The sequence below is a fragment of the Bradyrhizobium genosp. L genome, assembly GCF_015624485.1.
Classification (GTDB): domain Bacteria; phylum Pseudomonadota; class Alphaproteobacteria; order Rhizobiales; family Xanthobacteraceae; genus Bradyrhizobium.
On sequence record NZ_CP061378.1, the window covers coordinates 3,430,992 to 3,442,470 of the forward strand.

Annotated in this window: 12 protein-coding genes; 4 read left to right on the plus strand and 8 right to left on the minus strand. The window is 65.2% G+C overall.

Annotated features, from left to right (window positions below; genetic code table 11):
- Nucleotides 1–58: 58 nt before the first annotated feature.
- Nucleotides 59–229: a hypothetical protein gene (locus IC762_RS16020; RefSeq protein ID WP_195790450.1), complete on the minus strand. Its 171-nt coding sequence runs from the start codon at nucleotides 227–229 to the stop codon at nucleotides 59–61.
- Between the two features lie 215 nt (nucleotides 230–444).
- Nucleotides 445–711, minus strand: coding sequence for a sulfur globule protein precursor (locus IC762_RS16025; protein WP_195789730.1), 267 nt, complete (start codon nucleotides 709–711; stop codon nucleotides 445–447).
- 352 nt (nucleotides 712–1,063) lie between these two features.
- On the opposite strand from IC762_RS16025, the gene ndk reads away from it, so the two are divergent.
- Both ndk and IC762_RS16035 read left to right on the plus strand, forming a co-directional pair.
- Nucleotides 1,064–1,486 (plus strand): nucleoside-diphosphate kinase, encoded by a 423-nt coding sequence (gene ndk, locus IC762_RS16030; RefSeq protein WP_195789731.1) that lies wholly within the window; start codon nucleotides 1,064–1,066, stop codon nucleotides 1,484–1,486.
- 129 nt (nucleotides 1,487–1,615) lie between these two features.
- Nucleotides 1,616–2,455 (plus strand): TerC family protein, encoded by an 840-nt coding sequence (locus IC762_RS16035; RefSeq protein ID WP_195789732.1) that lies wholly within the window; start codon nucleotides 1,616–1,618, stop codon nucleotides 2,453–2,455.
- 7 nt (nucleotides 2,456–2,462) lie between these two features.
- Here IC762_RS16035 and ppx read toward each other — a convergent pair whose 3' ends face one another.
- From ppx to IC762_RS16055, 4 genes are all read right to left on the minus strand, one after another.
- Entirely contained in the window at nucleotides 2,463–3,965 is a 1,503-nt protein-coding gene (ppx, locus tag IC762_RS16040) for an exopolyphosphatase (RefSeq protein ID WP_195789733.1), read from the minus strand.
- Between the two features lie 12 nt (nucleotides 3,966–3,977).
- Complete coding sequence (locus IC762_RS16045) at nucleotides 3,978–6,188, minus strand: RNA degradosome polyphosphate kinase (protein WP_195789734.1); 2,211 nt, start codon at nucleotides 6,186–6,188, stop codon at nucleotides 3,978–3,980.
- Nucleotides 6,189–6,319: 131 nt separating this feature from the next.
- The gene (locus IC762_RS16050) at nucleotides 6,320–6,997 is read right to left on the minus strand and encodes a DnaA ATPase domain-containing protein (protein WP_195789735.1); all 678 of its coding nucleotides are present in this window, start codon (nucleotides 6,995–6,997) and stop codon (nucleotides 6,320–6,322) included.
- A gap of 20 nt (nucleotides 6,998–7,017) precedes the next feature.
- Complete coding sequence (locus tag IC762_RS16055; protein ID WP_195789736.1) at nucleotides 7,018–7,560, minus strand: CDP-alcohol phosphatidyltransferase family protein; 543 nt, start codon at nucleotides 7,558–7,560, stop codon at nucleotides 7,018–7,020.
- 161 nt (nucleotides 7,561–7,721) lie between these two features.
- Between IC762_RS16055 and purM the strand changes: the two genes are divergently transcribed.
- A complete protein-coding gene (gene purM / locus IC762_RS16060) occupies nucleotides 7,722–8,795 on the plus strand; it encodes a phosphoribosylformylglycinamidine cyclo-ligase (protein WP_195789737.1) in 1,074 nt (357 codons plus the stop codon).
- Nucleotides 8,792–9,442 carry a phosphoribosylglycinamide formyltransferase gene (gene purN, locus IC762_RS16065; RefSeq protein ID WP_195789738.1) on the plus strand — a complete coding sequence of 217 codons (651 nt, stop codon included), beginning with the start codon at nucleotides 8,792–8,794 and terminating at the stop codon, nucleotides 9,440–9,442. Before purM ends, purN begins: the two co-directional genes overlap by 4 nt.
- Nucleotides 9,443–9,525: 83 nt before the next feature.
- Here the strand turns inward: purN and IC762_RS16070 are convergent, their stop codons facing one another.
- Nucleotides 9,526–9,729: a cold-shock protein gene (locus IC762_RS16070; RefSeq protein WP_195789739.1), complete on the minus strand. Its 204-nt coding sequence runs from the start codon at nucleotides 9,727–9,729 to the stop codon at nucleotides 9,526–9,528.
- Between the two features lie 409 nt (nucleotides 9,730–10,138).
- The gene (rnd, locus tag IC762_RS16075) at nucleotides 10,139–11,287 is read right to left on the minus strand and encodes a ribonuclease D (RefSeq protein WP_195789740.1); all 1,149 of its coding nucleotides are present in this window, start codon (nucleotides 11,285–11,287) and stop codon (nucleotides 10,139–10,141) included.
- Nucleotides 11,288–11,479: the final 192 nt, after the last annotated feature.

Consider the following 11,479-nt stretch of genomic DNA (forward strand, 5'->3'; position numbering starts at 1 on the left):
AGCCTGCAAAAACGCATTTGGGCTGATAATCAGCCCCACAACATCTAACGGTGATCGTCTAACGTCGGTCGTTTTCCCGTCGATGCATCTCGTCGAGAAGCTGTTGCAGCCGGGACGATAGCGCGGGCTCCGGACGCATGCTTTGCTGAAGCCGTTCACCTACGGCATCGCAGATGTAACGGCAGGTCTTGTGATCAATCTGATTGGGGTCGTTATCGATCTGGCTCATTGTCATGGCACGTCTCTCGATAAGTCTCTTGGCGAGTTCCACCTCGCGTGTCGTGATCTTCGCCTTAACAAGTCGCGACCCCCAATTTGGTTTCGCCTTCGCCTCACTCTCGCCTTGAGGTCGTGAGCGCCTCAGGTGCCTTTGGTTCCTGTCCCGCACGAAAAAAAGCCCCGGCGCGAGGGCCGGGGCTGAGCAGTCAGGGGAGGTGAAGGCAATCAGTAGCAGCGGTTGACCAGCCGCCAGCGCGGCCCCCAAGGGGTCGGGACGACGCGCCGCACGTAGCAGCCGCCGTAACCGCCGTAATAGGCCGGGCCAGCGTAGTAGGCGGGACCGCCGACGATGACGCGGGGTCCGCCCCAGCCGTGGTGCCAGCCTCCATGCCATCCGCCGTGCCAGCCACCCCAGGCCGACGCCGAGGTCGGGGCCAGGGCTGCGCCGATCGCAACAGCGGCAATCGCAGCAAGCGAGAGTTTGCGTAACATGATCGTCTCCTCGAGGTTTGGGCGCTAGTGAAGCCGCCCGCGGTGACATCTCGAGACGTCTGCGAGGCTTGCGTAGGGGCCAGCGAGGCGTCTGATCGATGCAGAGCCTATCGGGCCGGAGCTGAACGGCAGCGGCACGGCGCTGACAGAATGGGTTCAGCTAAGTGAAATCGTCGTAACCTGTCGTCACTCGGCCGCTCGCCGGGACGGCCGATCGCGGCCTGTCGGGCGGTTCTTGCCGCAAAAATCCATCGAAACTAAAGGCCAACGCGGCACCGGGTCGCTTGCCGTCATCCCATCGCGCCGATATAAGCCCCGGCAACTCCCAACCAGCCTTTGCAAGGACGAAATCATGGCGATTGAACGCACCTTCTCGATCATCAAGCCCGACGCCACCGCGCGCAACCTGACCGGTGCGGTCAACGCCGTGATCGAGAAGGCCGGCCTGCGGATCGTGGCGCAGAAGCGCATCCGCATGACCCGCGACCAGGCCGAAACCTTCTACGCCGTCCACAAGGCGCGCCCGTTCTTCGGCGAGCTGGTCGACTTCATGACCTCGGGCCCGGTGGTGGTTCAGGTCCTGGAAGGCGAGGGTGCCATCAGCAAATATCGCGATGCGATGGGCGCGACCGATCCCTCGAAGGCGGCCGAAGGCACCATCCGCAAGCTCTATGCGAAGTCGATCGGCGAGAACTCGGCGCACGGTTCGGACGCGGCGGAGACCGCTGCAATCGAGATCGCGCAGTTCTTCTCCGGCAACGAGATCGTCGGCTAAGACGACCGATCCGGAACGACAGGGGCGGCGGTCCCAGGGGATTTATCCATGGGGACCGTGCCTATATGAACCAGGGGAGCGGCGAATGAACGCCGCCAGGGGCGGCCGCGAGGCCGAATAGGGCGCGCTGTGGATTGGCTGTGGCAGATCTTTGATCCCGCGAACATCGGCGCGTTCTTCACCGAATTCAAGAACGAGATGGCGACGCCGACCTTCTGGGTCGCCGTCGGCAAGATCATCTGGATCAACGTCCTGCTCTCCGGCGACAATGCGCTGGTGATCGCGCTCGCCTGCCGCGGGCTCGCGCCGCGGCAGCGGCTGTGGGGCATGATCCTCGGCGCCGCCGCCGCGGTGCTGCTGCGGGTCATCTTCACCGGCATCGTCGCCAGCCTGATGGAGCTGCCTTACCTCAAGCTCGTCGGCGGACTGGCGTTGATCGTGATCGCCGCCAAGCTCCTGGTACCGGAGCAGGAGGACGAAGACAGCGTGCACGCGGCCTCGCATCTGTGGGCGGCGGTGCAGATCGTCGTCGTCGCCGACATCGTGATGAGCCTCGACAACGTCATTGCGGTCGCGGCCGCCGCCAATGGCAGCGTGCCGCTTTTGGTGCTCGGCCTTGCGATCAGTGTTCCCTTGATCGTGGCAGGCGCAGCGCTGATCATGACGCTGCTCAACAAGCTGCCGATCCTGGTATGGGCCGGTGCCGCGCTGCTGGGCTGGATCGCGGGCGACGTCATCGCAACCGATCCGGCGGTGCATCCCAGGCTGGATGCGCTGTTTGCCGGACCGCTCGGCGCCAGGTTCGATTCCTGGCTGGCCTCGGTCAAGCTCGCGCCGCAGTTCGGTCATGGCGGCAGCGGCGGCGAGATCCTGCTCGGCGTGTTCGGCATCATCGTGGTGCTGATCGTCGGATCGATCTGGCGCCGCCACGCGCTGCGCAAGGCGAAGCAAGCCGCCAAGGCGGCGTGATCCGAATTTACCGGCGCACGATCGAGCCGGCGCGGCCGAGCAGGCGCGCCAATTGCTTGAAGCGGCTGCCGACGCGGTCGGCGACCAGATCGACCATGCGATGCTCGAACACCAGCATCAGCTTGCGGCCCTCGGTGCGGAAATGCGTCGCCGGCAGCACGCCGGTGCGCGCCGCGGTGATCAGATGCGCGACGCGGAATGCGGCTCCGAGCACGCGGGCGCGCTCGTCCATCGCCGGCGTCACCAATTGGCGGATCTGCGGCGGCGGCTCGTTCTCTTCGCTCAAGCCGGCATAACGGTAGAACACCGACAGCGCGACGAAGGCGCGGCCCTGATGCGTGATCGAGCCGAAATTGCCGTTCATGATCAGGCTCAGGGTTTCCTCGCCGCGATGGTCGGGATGCACCCGCCAGCCGATGTCGGAGAGCAGGCAGGCGACGTGGCGCAGCCTGCGGTCCTCCTCGGTCTCGCGCAACCTCACCACCCGCACCAGGCGGTCGGTCCACGCGGTCAGCTCCTGGGCGTGACGGGCCGAGCGCGACAGGAGCTCGTTGAGATTCTGCGCGGCACAGACCAGGCCGTCCTTGGCGCGCTCGGCCGGCGGCAGCATCTCGTACAGCAGGCCCTCGCGCACGCCGAAGGTCGAGAACACGATGGTCTTCGGCTGGGCGACACGGATGATGTATTCAAGCACCAGCGCGGCGTAGGCCAGCAGCGGCCGCCGCGCATCGGCGACCGCCTCGATGTTGGCCAGCGTGTTGGTCGCCGCCAGGCGCCGCAGCCGCAGCGCGAAGTCGAGCGCGTCGGCCGCCGGGATCGAATAGCCGTGCATCACCTTGAGCGGATAGCCGCTCTGGATGATGTGGATGCGCGCCAGCGCGCGCCAGGTGCCGCCGACCGCATAGAAGGTGCGGCCGCGACCGGTCTTGAGCTGGGGAACGCCGACGAGTTCGTTCTTGACGATACGTTCGGCGCGCTTGAGCGACTTGTGCGCGAGGTCCTGCAGCGCGAGGCTGCCGAGCGGCAAGGTCACGCCGCTGCGCACGCGGTTGCCTCTGACGTCGATCAATTCGAGCGAGCCGCCGCCGAGATCGCCGACGATGCCGTTCGGATTGTGCACGCCGGAGACGACGCCGAGCGCGGACAGCTTTGCTTCACGCGGCCCGGACAGGATTTCGATCTTGGCGCCGCAGATGCGCTCCGCCTTGGCGATGAAGTCCGGGCCGTTCTTGGCGTCGCGGCAGGCCGCGGTCGCGATCGCGTAGACGCGGCCGACCTGCTGGATCCGGCACAGCGCACGGAAACGGCGCAGCGCGGTGAGCGCCTTGTTGACGGCGTCGGTCGCGAGCAGGCCGGTGCTCTGCACCTCGCGGCCGAGCCCGCACAGCGCCTTCTCGTTGAAGATGGTGATCAGGCTGCGCGCCATCGCCTCGTAGACGACGAGACGAACCGAGTTCGAGCCGATGTCGATGACAGCGACGCTGGAAGCGCGCTTCCGCGGTCGCTTCACGGGCAAGCCCCCTTAAGACGACGGCTGCTGTTGCTGCCGTTCGTTGCGACGCGTGAGCCGGCGTGGCGAAGATTCCTTGAGCGACTTACCACGACCGGAGAGACTCGGATTTGTCATAAAATAGTCATGCAGGTTGAAAGGCTCTTCGCCTTTCGCGGCCTTCATACGCGTTGACGATCCATCCGGCAACAATTGCCAGCTCTGCTCATTGTCCTTCAGGTTCGCGACCATGATCTGTTCGAGAACCTGCTGATGCACCGTGGGATTTTGCAGCGGACAAAGCACTTCAACGCGGCGGTCGAGGTTCCGCGGCATCATGTCGGCCGACGAGATATACACAGCAGCTTTGGTGCTCGGCAGGCCCTGGCCCATGCCGAAGCAGTAGATTCGGCCGTGTTCCAGGAATCGGCCGATCACCGATTTGACGCGGATGTTCTCCGACAATCCGGGCAGTCCGGGCCGCAGGCAGCAGATGCCGCGCACCACGAGCTCGACCGAGACGCCGGCCTGCGAGGCCTCGTACAGCGCGTCGATGATGTCGGGATCGACCAGCGCATTCATCTTCATCCAGACCGTGCCGGGCCGGCCGTGTTTGACGTGGGCGATCTCGCCATGGATGTGCTCGATGATGCGCTTGCGCAGCGTCAGCGGCGACACCGCCATCTTCTCGATGTCGCTCGGCTCGGCATATCCGGTGATGTAATTGAAGACCCGCGCGGCATCGCGGCCGATGGTCGGGTCCGAGGTGAAGTAGGAGACGTCGGTGTAGATGCGCGCGGTGACCGGGTGATAGTTGCCGGTGCCCGTGTGCACATAGGTGGTGAGATTGCCGCCCTCGCGGCGCACCACCATCGATAGCTTGGCATGGGTCTTCAATTCGATGAAGCCGTAGACCACCTGCACGCCGGCGCGTTCGAGGTCGCGCGCCCAGCGGATATTGGCTTCCTCGTCGAAGCGCGCCTTCAACTCGATCAGCGCGGTCACCGACTTGCCGGCTTCGGCGGCATCCGCCAGCGCGCGCACGATCGGGGAGTTGTTCGAGGTGCGATAGAGCGTCTGCTTGATCGCGACGACATCGGGATCGCGCGCCGCCTGTTGCAGGAACTGGACGACGACGTCGAAGGATTCATAGGGGTGGTGGACCACGAGGTCTTTTTGCCGGATGGCAGCGAAAATGTCGCCGCCGTGGTCGCGCACCCGCTCGGGATGGCGCGGCACATAGGACGGAAATTCAAGGTCGGGACGATCGAGACGGGTCAACTGCGACAGTTCGTTCATCGCGAGCACGCCGTCGACCAGAAAGATTTCGTCGTCAGCCGCCGACAGCGCGTGCTGCACGAAGCTCCGCAGCTCTTCCGGCATCTTGGCCTCGATCTCGAGCCGGATCACCGATCCGCGGCGGCGGCGCTTCAGCGCGGTCTCGAACAGGCGGACGAGGTCTTCGGCCTCTTCCTCGATTTCGAGTTCGGAGTCGCGGATGATCCGGAACGCGCCCTGGCCCTTGACGGTGTAGCCCGGGAACAGGCGCCCGATGAACAGGCCGGTGGCCTGCTCCAGCGTGATCAGGCGAGCCGGCGCGCCTTCCTTCGACGAGGGGATGCGGATGAAGCGGTCGATCTTGCTTGGCATGCGGATCAGCGCGTTCATCGGCCTGCCGTCGGAGACCCGCGCCAATTGCAGTGCGACCGTGAAGCCGAGATTCGGGATGAACGGGAAGGGGTGTGCCGGGTCGATCGCGAGCGGCGTCAGCAGCGGGAAGATGCTGTGGAGGAAGTGATCCTCGATCCAGGCGCGCTCCGATTTGGTCACGTCACGCCCGTCGACGAGCTGGATGCCGACGGCGGACAGGATCGTGCGCAAATCGCTCCAGATCGCCTGCTGGTCGGAGGCGAGCTGCGACACCGTCTTGTTGATCATGACGAGCTGTTCGGCCGGCAGCAGGCCGTCGGGGCTGCGCTCCAATATGCCTTCGCGGACCTGCGCCTTGATGCCGGCGACGCGGACCATGAAGAATTCGTCGAGATTGTTGGCCGAGATCGACAGGAAGCGGACCCGCTCCAGCACGGGATGGCCCTGGTTGACCGATTCCTCGAGCACCCGGCGATTGAAATGCAGCCAGGACAGCTCGCGATTGATGAATCGCTCGGGGCTGCTCGCGATCGCGGGGATGGCGGCAACTTCCGCCTCTTTCTCTGTCATATCAGTAGCTTGTGCCGAGTCCATCAAGTTCCGGTCCAATTCGAGGCAGGCGGCCGGGGCGGTCTAGCCGAGGGCCGCGCAAACCATGTGATATTGCGATGACGTTTCGATGACATTGATGTAGCGGAAGCTTCCGCCGTCAAGCCGGGGTCTCTTCAAGCATTGCGCCAAAGCTCCGCGGCGAGCGCCCGCGTGACTGGCCGGCCGAGCCGCAGGGCTTCGGTGTCGAGCATTTCGACTGCCCGGCGGACCGCGACATAGGAGCGCTCGATCCGGTTGGTCAGGTAGCTCACGATCTGCTCGTCCACGTTCATCTGGCGGTCGGCGCAGAACTTCACGATCAGGCCGCGGAACAGCTGGTCGTCGGGCGGCAGCAGCGCCACCGTCGGCACTGCGCGCAGCCGCGAGCGGAGGTCGCGCAACTCGATCTCGAAGGCCGAGGGCGGAATGCGCGCCGTGATCAGCACGAAGGCGTCGTCCTGGCGCGCCAGATTCAACAGGTGAAACATCGCCCGTTCGTCGAAGCCCGACGGCTTCAGGTCCTCGACGACAAGCGCACCGGTCGCGAGCGCGGCGGGCACGGTGTCGGATGTCAGCGCATGCGCCGAGGTCGAGCGCGCGCCGGCCTGCTCGGCCCAGATCGCGGCGAGGTGGCTCTTGCCGGAGCCCTCCGGCCCCGTCAGCAGCATGATGCGGTTCGGCCAGTCCGGCCAGCCGTCGATCAGCGCCAGCGCGGCCTCGTTGGCCGGCCCCTCCAGGAAGTCGTCACGGGTCAATCGCTCCTCGTGTGGCAACGCGAGGGCCAATTGACGAGGTTGAACGCTTCCAGACAAACGCAAATCTCCGAACCAGCCTACCTGGCGTCGATCGTGCTCATATGCCGTACCCACTCCACGAGATAGAGCGATACCGACACCAAAGTGAAGATCGTGACGAAGCCGATCAGGATCAGGTCATAGGGACGCGGCTCGAAGCCGAAACCGAGCGAGGCCAGCACCAGGGCCGCGAATGCGACCTGCGCCACCGTATTCAGCTTCGACACCATCAGCGGCTTCATCTCGACCGGCTTGTCGAACAACCATGACACAATCACGGCGGCCACGATCATGATATCGCGCGACACCACCAGGATCACCAGCCAGCGCGGCACTGCACCCCATATCCCCAGCGCGATATAGATCGACACCAGCAACGCCTTGTCGGCGAGCGGGTCGAGCAGGGCGCCGAGTTCGCTCGTCATGTTGAAGCGCTTGGCGAGGAAGCCGTCGACCGCATCCGAGACGCCGGCGATCACGAAGATCGCGAATGCGATCTCCATCTGGCTGGACACGATTGCCCAGACGATCACCGGCACCAGGATGATGCGTGCCAGCGTAATGATGTTCGGAATACTCAACTTCGGTCGCTTCCCGGGCTAGAAGCCTGATTCTACTCGATATCCGGCTCTTTTCAGCATCGGCCGGCGGTTATCTACATAGTATCGCGGCGGATCGGCCGCGAGCCATTGCGTGGGGGCGGAATTCCTCGTAACCAGCCCCTGATCATCTGGAATTTGGCATGACTGAGCGCAAAAACGGGCTCACCTACGCGGATTCGGGCGTCGACATCGACGCCGGGAACCGGCTGGTCGACCTGATCAAGCCGATGGTGCGGGCCACCGCACGCCCCGGCGCGGACGCCGAGATCGGCGGCTTCGGCGGGCTGTTCGACCTCAAGGCCGCCGGCTTCAAGGATCCGGTCCTGGTCGCGGCGACCGACGGCGTCGGCACCAAGCTCAAGATCGCGATCGAGACCGGCATCCACAGCGGCATCGGCGTCGACCTGGTCGCGATGTCGGTCAACGACCTCGTCGTGCAGGGCGCCGAACCGCTGTTCTTCCTCGACTACTTCGCCTGCGGCAAGCTGCATCCGGAGGCCACGGCGGCGATCGTCGCCGGCATCGCCGAGGGCTGCCGCGAATCCGGCTGCGCGCTGATCGGCGGCGAGACCGCTGAGATGCCGGGGCTCTACAAGGATGGCGACTACGACCTTGGCGGCTTTGCCGTCGGCGCCGCCGAGCGCGGCACCTTGCTGCCGACCGGCGATATCGCGCCCGGCGATGCCGTGATCGGCCTGGCGTCCTCCGGCGTGCACTCCAACGGCTACTCGCTGGTGCGCAAGCTCGTCGAGCAGTCCGGGCTCGGTTATGACGCGCCGGCGCCGTTCGCGCCGGTCATGACGCTCGGCGCGGCGCTGCTGACGCCGACCCGGCTCTATGTGAAATCCTGCCTGCGCGCGATCCGCGAGACCGGCGCGGTCAAGGGGCTCGCCCACATCACCGGCGGCGGCTTCACCGACAACATCCCGCGCGTGCTGCCGAAGCATCTCGGCGTCGGCATCGATCTGCCGCTGCTGCCGGTGCTGCCGGTGTTCAAATGGTTGGCGGAGCAGGGCGGCATCGCCGAGCTCGAGCTGCTGCGCACCTTCAATTGCGGCATCGGCATGATCGCGATCGTCAAGCCGGATGCGGTCGACCAGGTCAGCGGAATCCTCACCGAAAGCGGTGAGGCCGTGACGCTGCTCGGCGAGGTCATCGAGGCGAGCGGCGAGCATCGCGTGGTCTACAACGGTCATCTCGATCTCTCCGCATGAAGCGCCGCGTCGCCATCCTGATCTCCGGCCGCGGCTCCAACATGGCGGCGCTGATCGAGGCCGCGAAGGCTGCGGATTTTCCGGCCGAGATCGCGGTCGTGATCTCCAACCGGGCCAACGCGCCTGGGCTGGAGCGGGCGGCCGCGAGCGGCATCCCGACCGTCGTTATCGAGAGCAAGCCGTTCGGCAAGGATCGCGCCGGCTTCGAGGTGGTGCTGCAGCGGGCGCTCGACGAGGCCAAGGTCGAACTGATCTGCCTCGGCGGCTTCATGCGGCTGTTCACCGCGGATTTTGCCAGGCATTGGTACGGACGGATGCTCAACATCCATCCCTCGCTGCTGCCCTGCTTCCCCGGCCTCGATCCGCACGGCCAGGCCTTGCGCGCGGGCGTGAAGCTGTCCGGCGCGACGGTGCATTTCGTGATCCCGGAGACCGATGCGGGGCCGATCGTGATGCAGGGCGCGGTCACCGTGGCCGATGACGACACGCCGGAGACGCTGGCCGCGCGCGTCATCACCATCGAGCATCGAATCTACCCGGAAGCGCTGCGGCTGCTGGCGAGCGGGCGGCTGAAGCTCGACGGCGATCTCTGCAGGACGCTGGGAAGCGCGGCCACCGACAGCACGCTGATCGCGCCGGCGCGCTGAGGCGACGCCGCGGACGAGGAAATCCCCCGGCGCGATACGGCCGGGGGAGCTGTCAGGATGTTGGGCGCAGACCGCGCCGGCGTTCAGCGAACCTTGAGATTTTCCGCCGACGCCTTGCCGCGGTTCTCCACCAGATCGTACTCGACGGTCTGGTTTTCGTTGAGCGTGGACAGCCCCGCGCGCTCGACCGCCGAGATGTGGACGAAGACGTCCTTGTCGCCGGCGTCCGGCTTGATGAACCCGTAGCCCTTGGTCGGGTTGAACCACTTGACGGTACCCTTCGGCATCGTCTCTCTCCCATTCTAGATACAAAAAAGACGCGGCCGTGCTTTGCACGTGCCACGCCACAAACGGGCTTCGGGGTGTCTGTTCAAGTCTCGAGTCTTCAAGTGCGAAGTCTTCAAGTCCGAAATCTTCAGGCCCTGGGTCGTCAACGTCGCGAAACGCGCAGTCCGACGACCGCAATCCGATTGCAACGGGATTGCAACACGAAAGTTGCAAATTCGCAAGCGTCGGCCCCGCCGGGGAAGTTTCGCGGGACGCAACCGGGGCGCGGAACCGCCGCAGCATCGTTCGGCCACTGGCCGACACGGCGCTAAAGCGCGATGAGATCGGGATGAATCGTCATCGCGCTTTAGCTCCTTGTTCGAGCATGGTCTTTTCGGAAAACCGCTTCACGCTTTTCCGGATCATGCGCTAGCCCCGGTCGACCCGCACCACGCGGCCCTTGTCGATCGCCAGCGCGAGCTCGCCGTGCTTCAGCTTGAGCGCGGCTTCGCCGAACAATTCGCGGCGCCAGCCGTGCAGGGCGCCGACATCGGCCTGATCGCTGACCGCGATCTGCTCGAGATCGTCGACGGTCGCGATCACCTTGCTGGCGACGCCATGACGCTCGGAGGTCATGCGCAGCAGCACCTTCAACAGCTCGACGGTGGCCGCGCCATTGGAATTGTTGCGCGGCTTCTCCAGCTTCGGCAGCTCGGCGTGGTCGCGGGCGAGCCCGCGCTGCACGGCGGCGATGATGTCCGCGCCCCATTTCGAGCGCTCGAACCCCTTGGGCATCGAGCGCAGATTGCCGAGCTTCTCGATCGAGGTCGGCGCGTGGGTGGCGATATCGCCGACCGCGTCGTCCTTCAGCACGCGCGATCGCGGTACGTCGCGGCTCTGCGCCTCCTGCTCGCGCCAGGCCGCGACCTCGATCAGCACGGCGAGCTCGCGCGGCTTGCGGACCCGGGTCTTCAGCCGCTCCCAGGCGCGCTCGGGATGGAAGTCGTAGGTCTTCGGCGAGGTCAGAACCTCCATCTCCTCGCTGACCCAGTCGCTGCGGCCGCGCTTCTTCAGGTCGGCGTCGAGGGTGGCGAACACCTCGCGCAGATGGGTAACGTCGGAGACCGCATAATGCAGCTGCTCTTCGGAGAGCGGCCGGCGCGACCAGTCGGTGAAGCGGTGGGTCTTGTCGGGGCGATGCCCAGTGACCCGATCGACCAGCGCGTCATAGGCGATGCTGTCGCCATAGCCGAGCACCATGGCAGCGACCTGGGTATCGAAGATCGGGTGCGGGATGGTGCCGGAGAGGTGCCAGACGATCTCGATGTCCTGCCGCGCGGCGTGAAACACTTTCAGCACGGCCTCATTGGACATCAGCTCGAAGAACGGCTTGAGGTCGATGCCCGGAGCCAGGGCGTCGACCACGACGGCTTCGTCTGCGCTCGCCATCTGCACGACGCAGAGCAACGGGTAATAGGTCGTCTCCCGCAAGAACTCGGTATCGACGGTGATGACCTTGTGGGTGGCGAGCCGGCCGCAGGCGGCTGCGAGTTCGGAGGTCGTGCTAATCAGATCCATGAAGTGTCCATGACGCCTTGAGCACACGCGTTCTGCCGAAAGGGCAGCTATGTCAAGGGTCTTGCTGGGATTTTGGCCCTGCGCGGAGCGAGGGACAGGGGATTTTGGCCGGCATGGGGAGGGGATTCAAGGGGGATTTTGGGCCTCATCTCAAGGTCTTTGGATACGCAAATGGCCGTGTCGTCCTGGCGA